Consider the following 21348-nt stretch of genomic DNA (forward strand, 5'->3'; position numbering starts at 1 on the left):
TTTTTCATTTGGAAAACAGCCCGCACTGAGAAAGAATGGTCTCCGCATCCAGGAGCGTGGCCTCGTTTATCGTGACTTGCTGTTGATCCATAAATGACTGAACGGCATGATAGCCAACCGCATAACCCGCAAAAGCCGATAAACCAGCAGGCTCAAAACCCTGCTCTTTAGCAATTGGATCGCCAAACATATAACGGCTCACTTCTGAAAAACCTTTCACATCCAGCACCTCATTGATCACTTCAATGGAATACTGCAAATCTTCTTGATCAAAACGTGTTACCCAAGGACCCAATTGCTCCACGCCAAACAGCTCTCTGGCAAATGACTCAGCCAATCCTTCAATCACGAGATAATCCCCGACACTCACAGTGCCGTGATGAAAATCAACATACGAAAACCGCAAATTATGATGAAACTCATGAGCAATGATAGAGGGGAGCCTCGGCAGGTTATAACTGTTCGGATCAATCCATACTTGAATAAAGCCCGGTATCCCGCCAAACCCGCAGTAGCCTTTTTGCAGCTGAAGCTTATTGGGATCAGCGATATAAAGGCCGAATTTGGTCTCGCCGGCATTCACCCGCAGCTGCTTGCGCTCAGCAAAACGTATACATTGCCGAAGCGCAGCTTCAGCTGTCTCTGCAGCATGTGATTCTTTCAGTATTTGCAGTGCTTTCTGCCCGGTTTCAGCATCACGGATATCCAAATAACCAAGCATTTTCACAGCCATCATTACATCATAGCCGTTTGGCTCCTTTGCTTTCAGCGGAACTTGGATGGCGCCCCACATCTTTTCAAACGGCCTCATCATCGTATACCGAAATTCATCCTCTCTTTTCTGTTCATCCATTGAAAACAGCTTTTCGTATTGCTCAATGGTCTTTTCCATTACAAGATTCATCCTGATTCCCTCCTTGTCAAAAACATACGGTATGCCGCAGCGTAAGGGTCAACAGCGAAAATTAAGCCATTTTTCACTGTAAAATGATACAAAGCCGCCGATAGGTAAGGCATAGGAGGTGGAACGATGGATATTCCTGCTTTATCAGTTGCGATGCATCAAGCATCCCTTGCCCAAAATGTTGATATCGCTTTAACGAAAAAAATGATGGACACCGCCAAGCAAAATGCCGATCAAACTTTAAAGATGATTCAGCATCCGACGCTCGGACAAACCATTGATGTAAAAGCTTAATATCTCACCAAAGGCGGCCAAGAACTCCATCCCTCCAGGCCGCCTTTATTGTTCACAAAAAAGCATGCATGTTTTGATTGTTCCTCCGTATGATTTATTGTTTGCCATATTAAGGAGGTAATAAAGAACATGAAAAGACTGTTTACGAAAGCTTCATTGGTGTTATTCGCAGTAGTATTTGTTTTTGCTGTCAAAGGAGCACCCGCCAATGCAGAAACCCATGCCTACGATGGAAAAAGCCCTTATTACAATGATTGTGCGTCCAGCGGCTCCACAAAAAAATCCTCAAACTTAGTGAATGCCAACAATCAAGTCATCGGAGTGGTCGAGCTCAAATTCAGCAGTACATGTAAAACGGCTTGGGCAAAAATCACGATGAATAACACATTAACGACAGGCTTTGAAGCAAACGCGGAGATTACCCGAAACACGGACGGAAAGAGATATAACTGTGATTCTGCAGGCGGAAACGGAAAAGCTGTAGCCGGCCAAAAATCCTGTTATACACCGATGGTATATGATTTAGACCCAAGGACTTCTTACGCTTTCGGCAAGTATTCAGGACCGAACCTGAATGTTTGGGCCACCACAGGATCTTATTAAAAAGAAAAAAGGCTGCCAAACGGGCAATATCCGCGGCAGCCTTTTCGTATTAATTCGCTTCTCTTTGTTTTTTAACCTCTTCAAGCTGAGAGGCCGTCACCAATTGATAGCCTTGATCGGTGAGCTTTTTGATAATTTCATCAGCCGCATCAGCAGAGGTGCGGTAGATGTCGTGAATCAAGATGGTTCTTCCATCTCCCGCCTGACTCATGACACGGTCAACGATTGTTTTTTTGTTACGGTCTTTCCAATCTTCCGGATCAACATCCCATAACGCGACATCCATTTTCAATTGACTCCGCAGCTCATCATTAATGCCGCCGTATGGAGGTCTTACAAGCGTCGGGCGATATCCGCTTATTTTTTCAATGATATCCTGCGTGTCATTGATCTGCTTTAACGCTTCTTTCACTGAAAGCCTTGTGAGAAGCGGATGGCTCCATGAATGGTTCCCCACCTCATTTCCTTCTTTCAGCATTCTTTTAAGTGTTTCCGGATAATATTGCACTCTGCTCCCCAGAACAAAAAACGTGGCATGCCCCTTATATTTCTTCAAGGAGTCCAAAATCTGATTTGTTGTCGCAGGATTCGGGCCGTCATCGAAAGTAAGCGCAATGACTTTTTGATTTGGATCAATTGTTTCCTCTTTGGGCAATGAAATCACTTCATGCTTCGGCTTTTGTTCTTTGATTTTATTTTTGTTTTTTGCTTTATCCATATATTGTTCTTTCAAGCTGTCTTTCAAAAGGCTTTTTTTAATGGCAATCGATTGCCCTCCAAGATAGCCTGCTGCGACCTGATATGTATCAAAATAAAATTCGATATAATCTTCCTTGATGGCAAAGCGGCTGAAATTTTCTTTTTTCGGTGCCGTTCCTTCTCTTAACAGCGCATCGTCGGCAGCAATGTCCTTATCTTTTTTCAGCTCATGATAAGCGATTAACGAAAGCTTATGTAAATAGTCAGCATCCTCATTGAAAATATCATCAATTGAAAGAAAAGCTTGCTTACTAAAATCATAGTTAAACGTTTTTTTCACGGTTTGCCCGTGTGCACCGCCGATATATTTATATTCATTAAATACAATCGCTACTGTCTGCTTGGCATAATGGACAATTTTATAATCAACATTTAATTCGTTGCGTTTTTTCGTATGCTCCTGATCGACGTCTTTTGTTTCCTTCTGAAATTGGCGAACCTCTTTCTCCGCGAAACTCTTTAATACCCCATCCATTTTTTTATTTTTGAAAACAGGATAGTTGACCGCGTAATTGAAAGTTTTCCCGTCATTCACAAGCGTTGCGATTTCCACATTCCCATACTGAGAATCAGTTTTTACTTTATTCATAACCGTTTCTTTTTGTAATGAATTATGGAAAAAGCCGATAAGGCCCGCCACACATACAACTGCAATTAATACATGAAACCACTTGATTCTTTTTGCCAACAACCCAATTCCTTCTTTCGTAACCGTTTCGATTTATCTTGCATCAATGTTAGAATCGTATCTTTTTAGAAATATTTTTGTAACATTAAAGTAACATTTATTTTACATTTGTAATAATATGAGATTTAAAAGTTCTTGTCAATCCTTTTTCAGGGATTTCATTATAAAAAAATAAACGATTTCACAAATGTACATACACCCAACTCAAACATCTAGAATATGGTAAACAGAATAAAAAAGTTAGGGAGGTTTTCCTCTTGGATTATCCTTTGAATGAACAGTCGTTTGAACAAATTACACCTTATGATGAAAGACAGCCTTATTATTATCCGCGCCCGAGACCGCCATTTTATCCGCCTTATTATTATCCAAGACCGTTTTATCCGTTCTACCCGTTTTATCCGCGTCCGCCTTACTACTACCCGCGCCCGCGTCCACCTTACTACCCTTGGTACGGCGGCGGATATGGCGGAGGATACGGCGGAGGATACTAGGCTTCGTTTACCGAAATGGGGGCAGTCCAGCTCCCCATTTTTTTGTTTTAAAAATGACAATATCATGACAAATATAGGAAATAATTGCGCTTTCACAGCCCTCTTGTTACGATAACAAAAGCATGCAGTTTTGGGGGAGGCGTCTATTTTTGGAGAATACAAGAGATTCTGCAGCTATATCTGAAACGACATACATAAAACCTTCTAACCGGGTAACAGCTTACGATTTTATCAAACTTGCAAAACCCGGCATTATCATATCAAACTCGATAGCTGCCTTTGGCGGATTTTGGATTGCGTTTGCCAGCGCAGAAAAACCATTAACAGGAATGGCTTTTTTGATGACAATGGTGACAGCAATGTTTGGAACCGCGTTTGTTATGGCTTCCGGGACTGTCTATAACAATTATTTTGACCGCCATATGGACGCAAAAATGGCGCGCACCCGCAGCAGGGCCTCAGTCACAGGGAAAATGCCGCCAGCCATGATCTTAACGTATGGCTCCGTATTAGGAATCACCGGTCTTGTGATGCTGTATTCCCTCAATCCATTAACTGCCCTTCTCGGACTGGCCGCCTTTATCTTTTATGCGATCATCTATACGGTATGGGTGAAACGAACCTCTGTGTGGAGTACATTTGTCGGAAGCTTTCCGGGAGCTGCGCCGCCATTGATGGGGTATTGTGCCGTAACCGGAGACATCAGCATGACGGCAGTGCTATTGTACGCGATTATGTTTCTGTGGCAGCCCCCGCATTTTTGGGCGATTGGGATAAGACGGAAAGAGGAATATCGGGCAGCGGGCGTTCCGCTCTTGCCTGTTGTAAAAGGAAATCATGTAACGAAAGTAAAAATGATTCAATATATTGCAGTCCTAGTGCCAGTGACGCTGTTATTTCCTTTTACTCTCGCCGCTGGTCATATCAGTCCATTTTATTTCTTAGCTGCCTTGGTTCTCGGAGGCATATGGATCAAAAAAAGCATCCAAGGATTCAAAACGGATGATGACGTGAAGTGGGCAAAGGATATGTTTGTCTACTCGCTCATTTATTTTTGCTTTCTGTTTTTAATCATGATGATTGATTCATTTGTGATGTTTTTGATCAGATGATGTTATGCAAAATGAGCCACACATTAATGTGACTCTTTTTTGTTTGGAAAAACAGCATCTAATAGAAATGTCAGGATTAAAAACACAGCCGTGCAAATCAAAAATCGTACGATTTCAGTCAAAATCCAGCTATGAGCAATACTCATATCATCGGTTTCCTGAAGGGTTGCACATATTGAGAAAATAGTGAGTATGTATTTTAGGGTTTCTTTGTTCATGAATATCATCGCTTTCTTGGAATGATTACTTAAAGGCAAAATACATAATGAGATAAAGCCCAGCCGGATATTAAACATGTCCGCATCTTTGCATGTTTTGATTGAAAGAAAAGAAAGTACATCCCCAGCTTACTACCGGGTGTTCGCCAAAGCACAAAAGTAAAATGGAAAATACTTGTAATTATCCAATCTATAAACTCGAACTCTTTTTCCATCATCAGGTATTATAAGCCAAAAACAAACAAAAAAATAGACTTTCGCCTTTATCTTACATGCAAGAAAAGAAAGAGAAATTGTCCAAACACCCTATATTATGGTAATATATTATTTAGTTTTTTCCATGTTCATAGATTTGGAGGTCTACAATATTGAAAGGGATGCTTTTAGTTGTACAGCGGTTCAATTTTTACCAGTTTTTTGTAACTTCCTTCTTATTCTTACGTATACCTTAAGAGGAGGTATCAAACGATGAAAGAATATGAATTCGTAAGAGTTGAACTGAGCACTATGAGAAGAAGGCCTAAAGTAGATTACCAGCAAATCATCCATGACTATGCGAAAAGTGGCTGGACATTCGTTCAGATTTTCGCTCCTAGTATCGATGGGTATGGAGCAGCTGCTTATTTTGAAATCATATTTGAAAGAGATGCGGAAAAAGCTTAGTCTAGGTGTCTAAGCTTTTTTGTTTACTATCTATACAATTTCTGCAAATGTTGCATCGCATGCTTTGGCTAAATCTTGTGGCGCTACCTTTAGCTGCATACCGATTTTCCCTGCACTGACAATGATAAAATCAAGTGTTTCAGCTGCTGCATCAATATAGGTCGGGAACAATTTTTTCATGCCGATTGGTGAGCAGCCGCCACGAAGATAGCCAGTTACCCCTAATAGTTCCTTCATTGCAATCATTTCTATTTTCTTTTCTCCTACTACTTTTGCTGCCTTTTTTACATCTAATTCCTCTGCAACGGGTACAACAAACACGTAATAATGATTTGTTCCTGCTGTTGCCACCAATGTTTTATATACATACTGCAAAGGGTAACCAATTTTTTCCGAAACAGAGATGCCATCTAGCGGCTGGCCTCCTTCTGTTTTGTAGCCTAATAACTCATAGGAGATGTTCTGCTGTTCTATCAAACGAACCGCATTTGTTTTTGTCATTTTTTTCGCCATCCTTTTCCCCCACGATCGAATGTATGTATGTCTTCTTAATTGCAGTTAATAAGTAAATTCTATCATCAGAGACAGACATATTCTACTGACCTGCATTGTCACAACACCGCCTCCGCAGCAAATAAAAACGTGCAAAAAAAGACATTAAGCCAATTAAAGGATCTCACTCCTTAAGTTCCATTCTTAGTCAACTTGAAACAAAACAGGAATTAACGACATACACACACATACAATTTGTATGAATGTAAAACTAAGGAGTGGTTGCTTTGTATCATTACTTTTATGGTCCTGCGTTAATTCCTTACTTTACACATACTCCTAACACTCAAAGAAATCCAGACTTTTCAGAAAGACAGCGAAGAAGAGAAATCACATTGAATATTGATGGCTTTATTCCGCCATCTTCCTCTGAGGATCTCGGAGACGGTTTTTATTCTTACGCATGGACTGGCCAACAGGTAATAGATCCCGGTGAATACCTTGTTTGTTATCTTGAAGGAAGGGATATAAAAGTGGTGAATGGCGGGTTTGCTCCACGCGATTATGCTCCATTGTATGCAATAGCAAGCTATCCGCGGAGGAGAAACCAATGGGTCATTACGCTTCATAATCCTGTTCAAACCCAAAGAGCCATATCGCTTTATCTGATTGTAAAAAGGTAACACAAAATGTTTCAGCAAAAACAGAAAAACGGGTAGGAACGCTTTATTATCAGCGTTTTCCTACCCGTTTTGGATCTATGATACCGGGCAGTCTCTATACTGTCAAGGCAATGATTATCTTCTAATACGAGAGGACATTGGTCCCCAAATGGCATTATCGCACTTTGTCTACGGTTCATTTCAAATACACCACATGCTCTTCAGCATTCTCTGGTCCCCAAAAATTTTTGTTCCGTATCAAAATTGCAATATGTTATCATTATTACCAGTAAAAAGAAAAGGGGATTAGACATATGGTTCTTCTTGAAACGAATCGGTTACGATTAAAAACGATTGATATCCCCCTTCTTGACGCAGCATCTAAACGAGATCACCAGGCCATTAAGGACCTAGGTTATGAAACAAATGGTGAATGGCCAAATTCTGATTTTTTTGAAGCCATCCCTTATTTCCGTGAGAAATTAGTTGAAAACAATGGAACAAAAGGATTTGATTCATGGATTATTTTAAAGAAGGACAATAATGAAATTGTTGGAGGAACCGGATTTTTAGGTGACCCGGATTCGAATGGTATGATCGAAATCGGTTTTGCAACAAATAAAAGCCATCGCCGCAAAGGGTATTGTGTTGAAGCTGCCCAAAAAATCATAAACTGGGCATTAAGCCAAGATACGGTGAACCATATCACAGCAAGATGTGAACATAACAATTTCGGTTCACAACGTATTTTAGAGAAGTTAGGGTTTAAATTGGAGCATAAATCAGAAGACTTTATGCATTGGAGATACGTTACAATGTAAAAAAGCAGGCTCTATGCCTGCTTTTTTTGAAGCGCGTGCAAAGAGATAAAACCCTCTCCCTAAACTGAGAGCGGGTTTTTCTTCAAACAATATTTGTGCAGTTTCCTTACTCGTCTTTTCTATCTTTATCGGTATCTTCAGGATCCTCAACTGGATCTTCAGGGTCAGGATCATTATCTTTTTCATCATCTTTATTGATGGTATCATCCTCATCGACACCTGGAACGTTGTTATCGTCAGTATCTTGGTTGTTGCCGTTATTATCTTGATTGTTCTCCTCAACATCTGGAGCATTGTTATCATTATCATTATTATCTTGACCAGTATTACAGCCCATTAATACAAAACTGGATAGAAACAACGCACTTATGATTTGCAGCCATTTTTTCATTTCCATCCTCCTTTCTTCTTTTTTAATCCCTATAAGTTTGTCCAGCATGTGTAGTTTAATTCGTTGCATTCTTATATATTCTTTTTTGACTTCCATCATTATAATTCCAGCATATCAATTCCTCTTTTGCGAAAACTAAGTATCGAAACAAAAATTTTGATGGAAGTGGCTCTAAGATGAATAATGTCCGGTGGATAACCGCCCTTTTAAACGCAAGAAAACAACCCCTTTTATCTGGTAAAAGAAACAGAGGGATGATGTGGATGTCTCTCTTAGGTTTAGGAGCTAGTATAGCTGCAATTGTTATAAGAAAAAATAACAGCAAAAATGTGTTACAGCCTATTCAAGGTTTAGTTAGTAATGTTAAACAGGATAATGTAAAACCCCGCACTTAAAGAACGTCAGGCTTTGAATCGTGAATGCGGGTAAGGGACCAAAAGTTCCTTCCTCAGCATGCGTATAGTCTTCTTTTTATAAAAAGGAACTCCTTTTTATAATCAAAAAAACCCTCCAATCTGAGAAGGGTTTTTCCATATTCAGCAACACTTTGGTCCGCTACATGAAACAATCTGGCCTAGCATGAATTGACGTACTTGCTCCCTTTATCGTTTCATAAATGAGAGACGATACACTCTGCCTGCCCCTCCAGTTTAAATTGTCCAAAACCGAAAGGCAGCAGCATATGATCTCCTTTTTTGAAGGTATTGACATACTCACCGGATATCATACGGCCTTCCCCTTTAATAACACTGACAAGAAGGAATGGTTTTTGCTGCTTTAATCTTGCTGATCCTGATAAACTCCACTTCTTCACTGAAAAGTAAGCGCATTCAATCAATGTGGCTACATGCAAATCATCTGTTTGTTCATATTGAACAGTTTGACGATCTGGAATGGATGGAACCGCTATGACTTCTATGCTCTTTTCCAGATGAAGCTCGCGCATATTGCCTTCTGGATCTTTTCGCTCATAATCATATAATCTATAGGTTGTATCTGAATTCTGCTGCGTCTCTAAAACGAGAATGCCTTTTCCAATTGCATGAACCGTACCGCTCGGCACATAGAAGAAATCCCCCGGCTTTACCTTTACGCGGCGCAAGAGCTCATCCCATTCTCCAAGCTCTATCATCGAGACCAGTTCTTCCTTTGTTTTTGCGTTGTGGCCGTAAATGATCTCTGCATCTTTTTCGCAATCAATGATGTACCAGCATTCGGTTTTCCCGAGCTCCCCGTTTTCACGGGTTTTGGCAAAATCATCATTCGGATGCACCTGAACGGATAAGTCTTGGTCTGCATCTAATATTTTTGTTAGAAGAGGGAACCGGTCCCCTTCAAGATATCCGAATAAATGTCTGTGCTGTTCCCATAATTCGCAGAGCGTTAACCCTTTATACATTCCGTTTTGAACAACGCTTTGTCCATTTTTATGTGCGGCAAAAGCCCAGCACTCCCCTGTTCGTTCTGACGGAATGTTATAGCCGAAAGCAGCTAAAGCGGTGCCGCCCCAAATCCTCTCTTTGAAAACAGGCTTGAAAAATAACGGTTCAGTCGTCATGAAAATCCCCCCGCATTATACGATTTCATCCAGTAGCTTGTATGCTTCTTCTGTTGTTTGTACGGAGAGCAGTTGCTTTCTATAGCTGTCATCCATTAGTTTTCGAGATAACATCTGCAATATTTTCAGATGCTGGTTCCCTCCGCTCTCTTTCGGTACCGCAATCATAAAGATTAATTTTGCATCTGATCCATCCAGGCTGTTCCAGTCAACACCTGATCGTTTGATCCCAAAGGCAACACTCGGCTTCCTGACGGCCTCAGACTTCCCGTGCGGAATCGCGATATTCATGCCAATCGCTGTTGTCCCCTGTTGTTCACGATTCAAAATGGCTTGTTTAAACCCGCTCTCTGAATGCAGCACACCTCTGTCGGACAATGTTTGAATCATTTCATCAATAATGTCATTCCTGGTCTCCCCGGATAAATGTGGTTCAATCAGCTCTGGGCTGATAATGTCTGTCAGTTTTTTGATTTCCGTCATCTCGGCTTCTCGGCTTTCAGCTTGAGTTGGCTGCGGTATTTCTTTTGCTGCAGCAGCTTCACTTGGCGGTGCAGTTTCGCTGAGTACAGGGGACGCCTCCGTAATATCCTTTTTTAGTACATTGACGAACAGGGCAGTGACAAGAGATCCCGCCAATACAGCAATAAAAAAGATCAATACATGATCAACTGCACCAAGCACTGCAACGATAGGTCCGCCGTGCGCCACCCTGTCTCCCACATTGCCAATCATCGCTATCACAGAACCCGTCATAGAACCTGCCATAATACTGGGAATGACACGAAGAGGATCCTGCGCCGCGAATGGAATAGCTCCTTCAGTGATGCCGAAGAGTCCCATAGTAAATGCCGCTTTCCCCATTTCTCTTTGCGACGCCTCAAATTTTCTTTTTCCAAAAAACGTTGCAATTCCGAGGCCAATCGGCGGTATACAAATGGAAACGGCAATTGGCCCCATAATTTCATAATTTCCTTCTCCAATCATTGCCGATCCAAACAGAAATGCCACCTTGTTTACGGGACCGCCCATATCAAATGAGATCATCGCGCCTAAAATCAATGCCAGAAGGATCGAGCTCGACCCTTTCATCCCCGCCAGCCAAACAGTTAAAGATGTGAAAATTTGAGCTACAGGTGCGCCGATCAAAAATACAAACGCTAAACCTACAATCAGTGATGCAAACACCGGAATAATAATAATTGGCATAATCGGCTGGATTGCTTTTGGAACTTTTAATTTTTTGATCCCAAGTGCCGCGTATCCAGCCAAAAATCCGGCAATGATTCCGCCGAGGAAACCGGCGCCGCTTGCACTGTCATAAAAACTTCCAGTCGCTGCAATGAATCCGCCGATCATCCCTGGCACAAGCCCCGGCTTATCAGCGATGCTATATGCGATATATCCGGCTAATATTGGGATCATGAATGAAAATGAAGCACTGCCGATCTGTTCAATCGTTTTCCAAAAAGAATCATCCGGAATGACTAAGCCTTTAGGTGTTTTCTCGCCTCCAAGCGTTAATGCAACCGCTATCAATAATCCGCCAACGACAATGAAAGGAACCATAAACGAAACGCCGTTCATTAAATGACGGTAAATCGGATTTTGTTTCTTCTCCTGTTGATTGCTTGATTCCGATTTAGAAGCGGAATGATAGACCGATATGTCCCCGCTAAGTGCTTTTTGAATCAATTCTTCCGGTTTGCGGATGCCGTCCTGAACCCCGACAGACAGCAATTTTTTGCCTATAAACCGGTCTTTGTTTACCGAGCGGTCTGCCGCAATAATGATCGCGTCCGCTTCCCGAATCTCCTCTTTGGTCAGCTCATTTTCTACCCCGATTCCGCCCTGGGTCTCAACCTTGATGCTAACGCCTAATCTGTCAGCAGCTTTTTGCAGATTTTCCGCTGCCATATACGTATGGGCAATTCCGTTCGGACAAGATGTAATCGCTAACAGTTTCATACGAAACCTCCTTTAAAGTGTGAATAACAAGATCTTGTCTCAACTGTATACCGAAATCATGCCGTTAAAATCGCTTTTTTTACCATAAGTTTCGGAAATAACGGCATTTTTCCCTATAAACAAAAAAAGCAAGGAATGAATCCCTGCTTTTAATAATCCAAATAAGATAAAAATGTCATGACGTTTGTTTCTTTCGTCAGCTTCTGCACAAAGGCCGGCTGCTCACTCAGGTATGAAAGCTCACTAAACAGCTGCTTTGTCATATTTTGATCCTCATGTTTGACAGCCAGCATAAAAACAAGCGATACTTTCTCATTTCCCCAATCAAGCGGCTCTTTTAATGTGGCAATTGCAATTACTGATTGTTTAATGTATTTAGCGTTTGCATGAGGAATGGCTATGCCTGCCCCAATGTTTGTCGCCGCCATTTTTTCCCGCATAACCGCATGAACGGCATATTCCTTTTCAACATAGCCTTTCTCATACAAAGCTGTCGCCAGCTGTTCAATTAACTTGTAGCGGTGCTCTGCCTCTTGCTGTAAAAAAACCAAAAAAGGAGTTGTATTGTTCAGCATCTGAAAAGTTTTTTGTTTTTGGCGGTGCAATTCGTCGAGCTGACGTATAAATGCACTCAATTTCTTCTCATCACCAGGCTCCAAAAGCGGTGATACAACAATATGGGGAATCGTTGCATGTTCCAGCGCAATGGTGGAAATGACAAGATCTATATCCTCATGCTTTTTTATATAGCCCGCTAAATCAGCTTTAGCGATACAGGCCATTACAGCAATTTGATGACATTTCCGTTCAATTTTTGTTCGCAGCAATTGTGACATTCCGATGCCCATGTGGCAGACGATGATCGCCTTTTTATGTGTCTCGCTGCTGCGACGCAGCCGTTCGATCGCTGCCTGAAAATGCAGCGTCAAATATGCTGCCTCTTCCTCAGGGATATAAAGATCGAACGTTTGATTGATGTCTTCCAGAACGTCAATGACAAGATGAAACAAATAAGGATACATCTTTTTAATGTCATTAAGCATAGGGTTTGATACAGAAAGATCATAGCTCAGCCGCTGTAAAACTGTATTGAGATGAATGTTCAATCCATTGATCAAATCCTGATCATTATGAAAATCCAGCATTTTCAGCTCTGAAACACGATTGATTAAGTGCCTTACAACCTTTGTAAGCACTGCATTTTCAAGGCCATTATTCTCTTCTTTCTGTAATGGATAACGCACTTTCCCGCCCAATATATGTAATGTCAAATACACGGCTTCGTCTTCAGGAAAGCGGATTGCAAAAACCGGCTCAAGCCGTTGTAAACAAGCAAATGTCCATTGATATTCTTTCTTCTTTTTTACTGCCGCCAATTCTCTTGGAGAAATCGAGATTGGCTGCTTCATTTTGATTCGGCGGATCATTAACAACGTATGCAGCAGCAAATTCTCAAACGTTTCATCTGTGAAATAGATAGAATGCTTTGTTTGTAATGATTTGATTTCTTTCGTCACAAAATCTACTTCATGACTTAAGAACTTACTTTTAATAAATTGGCTAGTAAACTCCGTGTTATCTATCAAATCAGATATTCTTGCCAATGCTTTTCTTTTACTTTTTTCGTTCCCTTCAACCTTTAAACCAAGCCGCTGCTTCGAAACCAGCGTGAGGTCATATCGCTTCAGCCACTCCTCTACCGCACATAAATCCTTTTTAATGGAGGATCGATTCACAAAATGCTGAGCGGCTATTTCTTTTGCGGAAACAGGCTTTACATTCATTAATAAGTCATAAGCAATTTGGAGCATTCTTTCTTCATCGGTCCGCTGCCTTGAATGAAAATGTTCAGTATGTAATTGTTGGCTTAGCCAGGCCCTTTCCTGATCTTCTATATTTAGATAGACGCCTAACCCTGGTTTCCGAATAAGCTGAGCATTAGAATGTTCCTTGAGATAATCCTCGATCGCTTTCAAATCATTCCTGATCGTTTTTTCAGAACACTTTACCCTGTCTGCGAAATCTTGCACAACTAAATATTCATCAGGCTCAGATAACAACAGATACAAAATCTCTTTTTGTCTTGTATTCATGTACTTCATCTGTTTTTCTATCCTTCCTGTCAGTATCCATTTGAGCAAACTGATAGTATAAGTATACTATATAAGAAACCGTTTACATTATACAGCAGAATCATAGAGCCAAAAGTTTCGTTTTTTACCGAATCTTCCGGAAAAAAGTGTTTTTTATGTTTTTGAGTTATCTGTCTTAGTAATCGTGAGAGACACTCTGAAATTTACAAGATAAAAAAACGGACACCAATCCAAAGCACAGAGTTCTCTGTCCAATGATCAGTGTCCGCAGGCCTTCGGTCTTGGACCTATTTAGGGCCCTGTTCCACATGTAACTTTGTATTCACCATCAGATGCTTGTTTTGAATAGCATAAGTGAGGAGTTTGTCCTGTTTCATCTTTCCAATCCATCCAATTTACATAATAAAGATTCCCAGATTCATTGTCTCCTTCTCTTTTTTGGAGAACGGCAAAGTAGCTTTGGTAGGGATATCCCCTTTTATACATTTCGTGTCTGATTGCTCCTTTTTCAGAAGCAGCTGTAAAGACAACAGGAGATAAAACCGGTAGTGCTATCAATATAACTAGAAGTGCCGCTAAAAGAGAAAGTATAATTTTAGTTTTCTTTTTCATTTTTTTCTACACTGCCTTTTAACATCTATTACATGTATTTTATTCTCCAACAAAGTTTATTATATTCCCATATAGCTTATAGTATTTTTACCAGTTGGCAGAGTTGGACAACAATCCGCCAACATTTTTCCACTGAATTACAGTGGTTGATTCTTAGTCTTTGAATGTCACTTTTGAAGATGTCTTTTTACTCATTCACATTGCTTTTCATTAACCATTCTACTTCCGTTAATTCTTGTTTTTGAACGTCTATTGTGTGTTTTTTCGTGAAATGGGTTTTAACAGCTTCTTCGTTTTCCCAAATCTCCCAAAGCATTATTTTGCGTTCCGATGGTTCAAGCGGATAAGCATGGAATGTAATACACCCTTCTTCTTTATTCGTTTCTTCCTCAAGTTTTTTAAATTCCTTCATTATTTCATTAAGGTCTTTATCACTGATGATTTTTAAGCATGCAGTTATGTAATACATCGAAATTCCCCCTCTTCCCATCATTTCCTGGCTTTTCATTATAACATTTTCTCAAAAAATGAAAACAGCAACGAAATTATCTAATGGTAGCCCATAGGTTTCCAATCACTGGAAACCAAAGAGCGGTAAGAGTGGACAAGAAGCAACAAGTGAATAAATTAAAAAAGCTCACCTAAATGAATTAATATTGCGGCAGCAAATGCAAGAATTAGACCATTACGTATACTGTCTGTATATTTAATTTGAAAAGCATTTATAATCAAACATGGCATTACTAGATAAATAACAACAATAGATAGACTTTTACTCTCATTTGTTTTCAATACATTTGTCTTTACCAATAAAACTCCCATAACCATAGCTAAAAAAAGTTCAGCAATTTGTTTCATTAATAATAAACTAATCATTATTTCTCCTCTAATATAAGTAATTTTTTATTAGGAATTGATCCTTTCAACATATAAATAGAGTCGACTACACCTTGGCGACTGGGTCTGCTTTAATAGACTTGTGAAAAAACGATTACGAGTTGTTTATCTGCTTATACCATCACAAAAAAGCTTGGCTCAAAAATTTACATTCTGAGCCAAACTTTTTTCATTCATTTAGGCAATTTCCAAGGTAAGCAACACATCTCAAAGTTTATTGGCTGTATCCACAAAGATGAACACTAGCAGTTTTGATGAAAAAAAGTTACTTCTTTTTTCGGTTCGAGTGCCAGTTTTTTATAGAGGCTAATCTATCCTTAAATCTCTTTTCTGAGCCTTGATCACTTGGGTGATAGTATTCTCGGCCAATAAGTGAATCAGGCATGGACTGCATATCAGTGATTTTGTCTTTGAAATCTTGTGCATGTTGGTATTCCTTCCCGTACTCAAGGTCTTTCATTAGTTGTGTTGGTGCATTACGCAGTTGCAAAGGTACAGGTTCATTTACTGAATGCAAAGCATCCTTTTGGGCTTTTTTATAAGCTGCATAAACTGAATCAGATTTAGGAGCCAATGAAAGATAAATTACTGCTTGTGTTAAGTGTACATCACATTCAGGCATACCAAGAAACTGACATGCTTGAAATACACTAACACTTAATTCCAGCGCTCTGCTATCCGCCACACCAATATCTTCGCTAGCAAATCGCACTAAACGTCTAGCTATATAGAGTGGGTCTTCTCCTGATTCAAGCATTCTAGAAAGCCAATAGATAGCAGCATGAACGTCGCTGTTTCGCATGGACTTATGGAGAGCTGATATGATGTTGTAATGCTCCTCACCGTTCTTATCATAAAAGAGAGCTTTTCTTGTGATCAGTTGTTTTATGACATCCTCATTGACTTTTACATGTTTGCCATCTCTCTCTGCATTCAACACACACATTTCTAAAGTGTTTAATGCAATCCGCGCATCTCCATTAGCAAATTTAGAAATCGTCATCAGGATATCATCACTGATTTCCACTTCTTCTGTAAAACCTTTTTGAATGGCGTTCTTTAATAATTTTACGATATCTTTAGTTTCCAACGGGTTTAATACAAAGACCTTACTTCTCGATAATAAGGCGGAATTCACTTCAAATGAAGGGTTTTCAGTGGTTGCGCCTATCATGATGATACTGCCTTTTTCAACATAAGGTAAAAAGGCATCTTGTTGCGCTTTATTAAAACGGTGGATTTCATCAACGAAAACGATAGTCTTTTCACCAAATTGACGATTATATTCTGAATCGTCCATTACCTTCCTTATTTCTTTTATTCCGCTTCTCACTGCACTGAAAGTAATAAACTCCGCTTTTGTTTTGTTTGCAATAATTTTGGCAAGTGTAGTTTTACCAACACCTGGAGGACCCCAAAATATCATGGATGACACTTGATCGCTTTCAATCAATTCACGGAGAATCTTTCCTTTTCCCAATAAGTGTTCCTGACCAATGAACTCTTCAAGACTTTGAGGTCGCATTCTACTTGCCAGAGGTCTGGTCTTATCATTGTCATCTTCAAAAATTGAGCCTTGTTTCATGAGAGTTCTCTCCTCTCTATCAATATTTTTTGTATCTTTCATCAAGACACTCAAATCTCCTTCGAACACCTTCTCGCTCCGTTGATTTCACGCGGTCAGACGTACAGTGACAATTCCACTCTCTTTCTTCTTTTGTACTTTTCCAATTACTTCTACAACAACATTAATCATCCTCCGGGTAAACAAGTTTAATGAATTTTATATTGCTTATTCCAGTTCCGGCAATTACAACTTCCTCATGAGCACCTACTTCATCCATAATTTAAATCTTGTACTCATTGTTTGCATACCAGATGCTATTATGTCTCCAAATCGACCGGCTTTTGCTTTTTCTCATCTATTATATGGAGGAATTGCGGATCATAAATCATGCTAGGAATACTCGATCTACATAAGTTACATCATCAATAGAACAATCTAAAAACCCAAAATAATCTCCTGTGTTAAAACGTTCATTAATTGCCTTTTCATTTTTTAAAATTTTGTCAATAATAGCTTGCTGTCGAAAGTCATATTTACAGTTATATATAAACAGGCTGCCACAGAACATTTCAATGTGTTCAATGGCAGCCATCAGTTATGAACATAATAACTACTGATCTAATATCGTAGTAAAGAACAGTGTGTGGTTTGAAAATCTCTTGATACTTAAACAATCACTTTCGGTTTTTTTACATTAGGGGAGAACGGTGTGATCAAATCCCAGGTAGAATGAATGACATGCCAGCCACTTACGTCTTTCTGGAAAACCTCAATAACGTTGTAATGCATTTCAATCAAAGAGGTGTCCGCATGAAGCTGGTAAGTCAGAACTGCCATATCTTTACCGAACTGAACTCTTGGAGCATGGAAATCGTAGCTATCAGCATACATTTTTCCTTCAACGACAGTCTTCAGAAAATGTGCAACTTCTTCATAGGTATCTGCTCTCTCTTCAGTATTTGCATCGAAATAAGTGAAGTTGTCCTTGGACCAGAGATCCAGATAACCAGACATATCACCTTTGAAATACTTATCCAGCGCAGCCTTTTCCATTCCTATAATCTCTTCTGCTAACTTCTGCTGCTCAGGTGTATAGCGAGCTTCATAAAATTTCTTCATTGTTTTACCTCTTTCTTTTTATAAATTATATACATGACTAAAGCAAAATCGCCATGCGTTATTTGAAACTGGATACTTCCTTTAGAATTGTTGAAGTGATATGATCATTTTAGCCCAACGAACAGAATGGATAAAGGTAAAATCAAGACTTCAACTGATACTTTTCGGACATTTATATAATTTTAGAATAAAGGGGTTTACGTAATGAAACGAAAGGAAAAACAAAAAATTAATATACAACGCCTTAAATATCAACCTGTAATATCATACCCGTACGATTTGGAAATCTTTCCTTTCTCTGACCTTAAACAGCGAACACCGAAAGAAAAGATGCATATAACCTATAGGTATGAATTCTATATGCTTATATGTGTTATTCAAGGAGAGTGTGTACAATGGATTGATTTTGAGCCGATTTCCTGTAGAACAGGAACCTTACTTGCCATATCTTCAGGTCAAGTTCATAATTTTGGACATGATGAGAATTGGGACGGGTGGATTATTTTGTTTCGTTCGGAGTTTCTTTTACCTAACACAACAACTTTAAATGAGCATAAGCTAGCTCTTGACTTTGATAGGCTGCCAAACATTCTAAATGTAAATAATGATGAGTTAAGTCGTGGAATCAGTTCAATCGAACAAATGCTTGAAGACTCGTTAGTTGAAGGGGAAGAAGAGGATGTTCATATGTTATTACGTTACCAGCTTTATGCATTTGTGGCTTGGCTCAATATTCTTCATAAACAAAAACAGATGCATGACAATATTCACTCTCAAATATCGCCGCGTTTTACAAAATTCCAAAAACTCGTTGAGGAATGCTTTGCTGAGTTAAGTCATGTCAGTGATTATGCTATTCGGTTAAACTGCTCAGAAAAAACTCTGAATCGAGCAACTATGGCAGCAGTTGGCATAAGTGCCAAAGCTTTTATTTCTGCCCGAATTAACCTTGAAGCGAAACGGTTGCTAATGCATACTGACTATTCTATAAGCGACATTGCAGAAAAACTCAATTTTAAGGAACCTACCCACTTTAACAAATTTTTCAAACGTGAAACAGGTTGTACACCTACAGAGTTTCGACAGCAACACCTTTGAAATTATTGATATCAACATTAATTTTCATGTTGAAAATGCCTTACTAATTGTGGATATATATATTTGGTTATGTACTATATGTTGTGATAACGTTATCCAAAAACATACGTTCCCAAAATGTTATACTTGCGAAAATCAATACTAAAGAAATGAGGTAGTATCTATGAATATGAATGAGATTGTAAGACATTGTTTGTCGTATCCGAACTCTTTTGAAGATCATCCATTTGGAGAAGGCTGGACCGCGATTCGACATAAGAAAAATAAGAAGATTTTCGCTCTTATTTTTCGCCATAATGATCATCTGTGTGTAAATTTGAAATGTGATCCCGATCATGCTGGCACTTTACGAAACACTTTTGTAGATGTACAACCGGGTTATCATATGAATAAAGAACATTGGAACACTGTGATTCTTGATGGGGATTTATCTAAAACTGAAATTCATGATATGGTGAAGCATAGCTTTGAACTAACAAAACCAAAAAGTAAAAAAAGAAGCACATAATTGACGGGTAGAACGGATTAATAAAGCTTTTGAATTATAATCTTCATCCAAATTAAATGATACCAGAGGATATGTAAAAGCGATTCTTTCAAGCTAGTTTTTTCATTGACCACTATGATGGGATATCTCATCTTATTAATAACAAGTCCTTATCAGTATTGTGTTAGGTTGGACGTCAACTTGGAGTTACGTCAATGAACAAACATTTTCTTCTGAAGGAGGAGAGCTCTGATCGAAATAAATGATATTATTTCAAAGAAAATCCTTACTGAAGCTAAGGGTTATTTAGATATTGGATTTACGCATTCATTAAATCCTTATAGCGGTTGCGCTTTTGCATGCAAATACTGTTACGTAAGAGAAATGCCCATTCAGAAGTTCAAAGATATTCCTTGTGGAGAGTGGTTGGACATCAAAACCAATGCTGCGGTTATTTATCTAAAGGAAGTCTCTAATCTTCGTCTCAAAAACAAACCAATTAATCTTTTTATGTCCTCAGCCACAGATCCTTATCAACCAATTGAACGTAAGGCGGGAATCACCCGTAATATTTTGAAAGGAATGTTAGATCATCCACCTGATTTCCTTCAAATTCAAACACGGAGTCCACTTGTTGAAAGAGATCTCGATTTATTAGTTGATCTAAATAAAAGATGTGAAGTTCTTGTGTCCATGACCATAGAAACGGATCGTGAGGATATTAAACGAATTTTTTCTCCTGTTGCTCCGGGCGCCCGGATAATGGCTGCATATTGAATCTGAATTTGATCCCATATCATATCGGCAGGCGAACGCTCTTGAATCTCTTCCATGATTTCAAGCGTTTCTTCTGGCAAGAATTTAGAGAAAAAGCCGTGAGTCACAGCGTTTTGGTTCCTCTGTGGTGCGCCGCCGTTGTTCCCGACTGCATTTTTGTTGCCAGGTTGCCCGCCTTTTTTTGTGTGCACACTTTTTTCAATGGGTGCACCCTTTTTTCTTTCCCAACCATGCCGCTGCTTCCACGATTTGATTGTGTTCACTGACACCTCGTATTTTTCGGCAAGGTCCTTGTATTTCATGCCTTTGACGTAATCCTTATACGCCTGAATGTGCTTTTCGGCCATCTACATTCACCGCCGCCCCCTTCTGATTTGTGTTGTTTTGGAAAAGATATTCCCTCTAAACCACCACCGCGCTCAAGCCGTTAACCGCCAATTGTCTATCCTGAGACTTACCGGAAGCAGTTTACAGAGAACATAAAAAAGCACCCCGAAGGATGCTTCCCATTAACGTGATAATCTATTTCTCATTTCATTTCTTCTCTCTTCATCTGTTATCGTATTTCCCTCTGGTCTCGTTTGAGCATTATTATCATTCGCTTTAAAAAACACATTCATCAGGATATTTACGATCCTATATGTTGAAAAAATGAAAAAAACCACAATAGTTACCCAAACATAAAACATGATATCAGCCAGAAGTGTTGGATCACCTTTATCTTTACGAACTATGTGCATTGTTGAAGATAAGATAACAACCAATAACCCTGTAATAAAGGCCTCATTAAAATAATACTTAAGTAAGGACTTTCCGTTATTTCGGAAAATAGCCTTAACAATTTCACTATCCTTAATACTCAATAAAATCCCGAGTAAAGCACCTAGAAAACCTAAAACAATGGAACTGAAATTTATTGCTCCATCCAGAACTTTATCGAAATTATGGATGTCACTTTTGATTCCCATAAAAAATAATGCCACTGCGGTTAATAAAGCAATTATAAACGAAGGCAATAAATGAACATAATTAAATCTATTATTTTCATTTCCACCTGTCATATATTCAACT

24 protein-coding genes and 2 pseudogenes are annotated in these 21348 nt (G+C 39.3%); 11 read left to right on the plus strand and 15 right to left on the minus strand.

The window, feature by feature from the left end; translation table 11 throughout:
- Positions 1-4: 4 nt before the first annotated feature.
- Positions 5-904 carry a DUF2268 domain-containing putative Zn-dependent protease gene (locus tag CVV77_RS06320; protein ID WP_100274876.1) on the minus strand — a complete coding sequence of 300 codons (900 nt, stop codon included), beginning with the start codon at positions 902-904 and terminating at the stop codon, positions 5-7.
- 126 nt (positions 905-1030) lie between these two features.
- Here CVV77_RS06320 and CVV77_RS06325 point away from each other — a divergent pair, with 126 nt between their 5' ends.
- The gene (locus CVV77_RS06325) at positions 1031-1198 is read left to right on the plus strand and encodes a YjfB family protein (RefSeq protein WP_019258102.1); all 168 of its coding nucleotides are present in this window, start codon (positions 1031-1033) and stop codon (positions 1196-1198) included.
- Between the two features lie 129 nt (positions 1199-1327).
- On the plus strand, positions 1328-1801 hold the full coding sequence (locus CVV77_RS06330) for a YjfA family protein (protein ID WP_060398412.1): 474 nt from the start codon (positions 1328-1330) through the stop codon (positions 1799-1801).
- 49 nt (positions 1802-1850) lie between these two features.
- On the opposite strand, the gene pdaC is transcribed toward CVV77_RS06330, so the two are convergent.
- On the minus strand, positions 1851-3251 hold the full coding sequence (pdaC, locus tag CVV77_RS06335) for a peptidoglycan-N-acetylmuramic acid deacetylase PdaC (protein WP_060398411.1): 1401 nt from the start codon (positions 3249-3251) through the stop codon (positions 1851-1853).
- Positions 3252-3505: 254 nt separating this feature from the next.
- Here pdaC and cotT point away from each other — a divergent pair, with 254 nt between their 5' ends.
- From cotT to CVV77_RS06355, 3 genes are all read left to right on the plus strand, one after another.
- The gene (gene cotT / locus CVV77_RS06340; RefSeq protein WP_019258099.1) at positions 3506-3742 is read left to right on the plus strand and encodes a spore coat protein CotT; all 237 of its coding nucleotides are present in this window, start codon (positions 3506-3508) and stop codon (positions 3740-3742) included.
- A gap of 122 nt (positions 3743-3864) precedes the next feature.
- Complete coding sequence (gene cyoE, locus CVV77_RS06345; RefSeq protein WP_100274877.1) at positions 3865-4854, plus strand: heme o synthase; 990 nt, start codon at positions 3865-3867, stop codon at positions 4852-4854.
- 686 nt (positions 4855-5540) lie between these two features.
- Positions 5541-5735 (plus strand): DUF4177 domain-containing protein, encoded by a 195-nt coding sequence (locus CVV77_RS06355; RefSeq protein WP_100274878.1) that lies wholly within the window; start codon positions 5541-5543, stop codon positions 5733-5735.
- 30 nt (positions 5736-5765) lie between these two features.
- On the opposite strand, the gene ybaK is transcribed toward CVV77_RS06355, so the two are convergent.
- Positions 5766-6248 (minus strand): Cys-tRNA(Pro) deacylase, encoded by a 483-nt coding sequence (ybaK, locus tag CVV77_RS06360; RefSeq protein WP_019258097.1) that lies wholly within the window; start codon positions 6246-6248, stop codon positions 5766-5768.
- Positions 6249-6514: 266 nt separating this feature from the next.
- On the opposite strand from ybaK, the gene CVV77_RS06365 reads away from it, so the two are divergent.
- Both CVV77_RS06365 and CVV77_RS06370 read left to right on the plus strand, forming a co-directional pair.
- On the plus strand, positions 6515-6910 hold the full coding sequence (locus tag CVV77_RS06365; protein WP_088111114.1) for a hypothetical protein: 396 nt from the start codon (positions 6515-6517) through the stop codon (positions 6908-6910).
- A 293-nt stretch (positions 6911-7203) separates the two neighbouring features.
- Entirely contained in the window at positions 7204-7710 is a 507-nt protein-coding gene (locus tag CVV77_RS06370; protein WP_088111115.1) for a GNAT family N-acetyltransferase, read from the plus strand.
- 106 nt (positions 7711-7816) lie between these two features.
- Here CVV77_RS06370 and CVV77_RS06375 read toward each other — a convergent pair whose 3' ends face one another.
- Entirely contained in the window at positions 7817-8197 is a 381-nt protein-coding gene (locus CVV77_RS06375; protein ID WP_019258092.1) for a hypothetical protein, read from the minus strand.
- A gap of 80 nt (positions 8198-8277) precedes the next feature.
- On the opposite strand from CVV77_RS06375, the gene CVV77_RS06380 reads away from it, so the two are divergent.
- Entirely contained in the window at positions 8278-8496 is a 219-nt protein-coding gene (locus CVV77_RS06380; RefSeq protein WP_100274879.1) for a hypothetical protein, read from the plus strand.
- A gap of 215 nt (positions 8497-8711) precedes the next feature.
- Here CVV77_RS06380 and manA read toward each other — a convergent pair whose 3' ends face one another.
- The 9 genes from manA to CVV77_RS06420 form a co-directional block, all read right to left on the minus strand.
- Positions 8712-9659, minus strand: coding sequence for a mannose-6-phosphate isomerase, class I (gene manA / locus CVV77_RS06385; protein WP_100274880.1), 948 nt, complete (start codon positions 9657-9659; stop codon positions 8712-8714).
- A 15-nt stretch (positions 9660-9674) separates the two neighbouring features.
- Positions 9675-11627, minus strand: coding sequence for a fructose-specific PTS transporter subunit EIIC (locus CVV77_RS06390; RefSeq protein WP_100274881.1), 1953 nt, complete (start codon positions 11625-11627; stop codon positions 9675-9677).
- Between the two features lie 149 nt (positions 11628-11776).
- A complete protein-coding gene (manR, locus tag CVV77_RS06395) occupies positions 11777-13729 on the minus strand; it encodes a mannose transport/utilization transcriptional regulator ManR (protein WP_100274882.1) in 1953 nt (650 codons plus the stop codon).
- A gap of 282 nt (positions 13730-14011) precedes the next feature.
- Positions 14012-14332: a hypothetical protein gene (locus CVV77_RS06400; RefSeq protein ID WP_100274883.1), complete on the minus strand. Its 321-nt coding sequence runs from the start codon at positions 14330-14332 to the stop codon at positions 14012-14014.
- Positions 14333-14519: 187 nt separating this feature from the next.
- Positions 14520-14840 carry a putative quinol monooxygenase gene (locus CVV77_RS06405; protein ID WP_100274884.1) on the minus strand — a complete coding sequence of 107 codons (321 nt, stop codon included), beginning with the start codon at positions 14838-14840 and terminating at the stop codon, positions 14520-14522.
- Positions 14841-14959: 119 nt separating this feature from the next.
- Positions 14960-15208, minus strand: a complete 249-nt coding sequence (locus CVV77_RS06410) for an AEC family transporter (protein WP_198508141.1) — start codon at positions 15206-15208, stop codon at positions 14960-14962.
- 286 nt (positions 15209-15494) lie between these two features.
- The gene (locus tag CVV77_RS06415) at positions 15495-16814 is read right to left on the minus strand and encodes a replication-associated recombination protein A (RefSeq protein WP_100275149.1); all 1320 of its coding nucleotides are present in this window, start codon (positions 16812-16814) and stop codon (positions 15495-15497) included.
- Between the two features lie 367 nt (positions 16815-17181).
- Entirely contained in the window at positions 17182-17388 is a 207-nt protein-coding gene (locus CVV77_RS21980) for a hypothetical protein (protein ID WP_141564878.1), read from the minus strand.
- A gap of 74 nt (positions 17389-17462) precedes the next feature.
- Positions 17463-17915 (minus strand): nuclear transport factor 2 family protein, encoded by a 453-nt coding sequence (locus tag CVV77_RS06420; protein WP_019260150.1) that lies wholly within the window; start codon positions 17913-17915, stop codon positions 17463-17465.
- A gap of 204 nt (positions 17916-18119) precedes the next feature.
- Between CVV77_RS06420 and CVV77_RS06425 the strand changes: the two genes are divergently transcribed.
- The 3 genes and pseudogenes from CVV77_RS06425 to CVV77_RS22330 form a co-directional block, all read left to right on the plus strand.
- Positions 18120-19013 carry an AraC family transcriptional regulator gene (locus CVV77_RS06425; RefSeq protein WP_100274885.1) on the plus strand — a complete coding sequence of 298 codons (894 nt, stop codon included), beginning with the start codon at positions 18120-18122 and terminating at the stop codon, positions 19011-19013.
- 163 nt (positions 19014-19176) lie between these two features.
- The gene (locus tag CVV77_RS06430) at positions 19177-19521 is read left to right on the plus strand and encodes an MmcQ/YjbR family DNA-binding protein (RefSeq protein ID WP_100274886.1); all 345 of its coding nucleotides are present in this window, start codon (positions 19177-19179) and stop codon (positions 19519-19521) included.
- A gap of 231 nt (positions 19522-19752) precedes the next feature.
- Positions 19753-20262 (plus strand): annotated as a pseudogene (locus CVV77_RS22330) (radical SAM protein); the annotation flags it as partial.
- Here the strand turns inward: CVV77_RS22330 and terS are convergent.
- Both terS and CVV77_RS06445 read right to left on the minus strand, forming a co-directional pair.
- A pseudogene (gene terS, locus CVV77_RS06440) lies at positions 20253-20624 on the minus strand (phage terminase small subunit); the annotation flags it as partial. The pseudogenes CVV77_RS22330 and terS overlap by 10 nt on opposite strands.
- Before the next feature lie 162 nt (positions 20625-20786).
- Positions 20787-21338 (minus strand): hypothetical protein, encoded by a 552-nt coding sequence (locus CVV77_RS06445; RefSeq protein ID WP_019260145.1) that lies wholly within the window; start codon positions 21336-21338, stop codon positions 20787-20789.
- Positions 21339-21348: the final 10 nt, after the last annotated feature.

Source organism: Bacillus sp. SN1, from assembly GCF_002796895.1.
GTDB classification, from domain to species: Bacteria; Bacillota; Bacilli; order Bacillales; family Bacillaceae; genus Bacillus; species Bacillus inaquosorum.

What these genes read in the sequence shown, in the direction of transcription:
- manA (WP_100274880.1), bottom strand. Translation starts at nt 9,659, where the DNA reads ATGACGACTGAACCGTTATTTTTCAAGCCTGTTTTCAAAGAGAGGATT.
- CVV77_RS06325 (WP_019258102.1), top strand. Translation starts at nt 1,031, where the DNA reads ATGGATATTCCTGCTTTATCAGTTGCGATGCATCAAGCATCCCTTGCC.
- CVV77_RS06405 (WP_100274884.1), bottom strand. Translation starts at nt 14,840, where the DNA reads ATGAAAAGCCAGGAAATGATGGGAAGAGGGGGAATTTCGATGTATTAC.
- CVV77_RS21980 (WP_141564878.1), bottom strand. Translation starts at nt 17,388, where the DNA reads ATGGCTGCCATTGAACACATTGAAATGTTCTGTGGCAGCCTGTTTATA.
- CVV77_RS06400 (WP_100274883.1), bottom strand. Translation starts at nt 14,332, where the DNA reads ATGAAAAAGAAAACTAAAATTATACTTTCTCTTTTAGCGGCACTTCTA.
- cyoE (WP_100274877.1), top strand. Translation starts at nt 3,865, where the DNA reads ATGCAGTTTTGGGGGAGGCGTCTATTTTTGGAGAATACAAGAGATTCT.
- CVV77_RS06375 (WP_019258092.1), bottom strand. Translation starts at nt 8,197, where the DNA reads ATGGAAGTCAAAAAAGAATATATAAGAATGCAACGAATTAAACTACAC.
- ybaK (WP_019258097.1), bottom strand. Translation starts at nt 6,248, where the DNA reads ATGGCGAAAAAAATGACAAAAACAAATGCGGTTCGTTTGATAGAACAG.
- CVV77_RS06330 (WP_060398412.1), top strand. Translation starts at nt 1,328, where the DNA reads ATGAAAAGACTGTTTACGAAAGCTTCATTGGTGTTATTCGCAGTAGTA.
- CVV77_RS06420 (WP_019260150.1), bottom strand. Translation starts at nt 17,915, where the DNA reads ATGAAGAAATTTTATGAAGCTCGCTATACACCTGAGCAGCAGAAGTTA.
- CVV77_RS06320 (WP_100274876.1), bottom strand. Translation starts at nt 904, where the DNA reads ATGAATCTTGTAATGGAAAAGACCATTGAGCAATACGAAAAGCTGTTT.
- CVV77_RS06430 (WP_100274886.1), top strand. Translation starts at nt 19,177, where the DNA reads ATGAATATGAATGAGATTGTAAGACATTGTTTGTCGTATCCGAACTCT.
- CVV77_RS06410 (WP_198508141.1), bottom strand. Translation starts at nt 15,208, where the DNA reads ATGATTAGTTTATTATTAATGAAACAAATTGCTGAACTTTTTTTAGCT.
- CVV77_RS06355 (WP_100274878.1), top strand. Translation starts at nt 5,541, where the DNA reads ATGAAAGAATATGAATTCGTAAGAGTTGAACTGAGCACTATGAGAAGA.
- CVV77_RS06380 (WP_100274879.1), top strand. Translation starts at nt 8,278, where the DNA reads ATGAATAATGTCCGGTGGATAACCGCCCTTTTAAACGCAAGAAAACAA.
- CVV77_RS06390 (WP_100274881.1), bottom strand. Translation starts at nt 11,627, where the DNA reads ATGAAACTGTTAGCGATTACATCTTGTCCGAACGGAATTGCCCATACG.
- CVV77_RS06415 (WP_100275149.1), bottom strand. Translation starts at nt 16,814, where the DNA reads ATGAAACAAGGCTCAATTTTTGAAGATGACAATGATAAGACCAGACCT.
- manR (WP_100274882.1), bottom strand. Translation starts at nt 13,729, where the DNA reads ATGAAGTACATGAATACAAGACAAAAAGAGATTTTGTATCTGTTGTTA.
- CVV77_RS06445 (WP_019260145.1), bottom strand. Translation starts at nt 21,338, where the DNA reads ATGACAGGTGGAAATGAAAATAATAGATTTAATTATGTTCATTTATTG.
- CVV77_RS06370 (WP_088111115.1), top strand. Translation starts at nt 7,204, where the DNA reads ATGGTTCTTCTTGAAACGAATCGGTTACGATTAAAAACGATTGATATC.
- CVV77_RS06425 (WP_100274885.1), top strand. Translation starts at nt 18,120, where the DNA reads ATGAAACGAAAGGAAAAACAAAAAATTAATATACAACGCCTTAAATAT.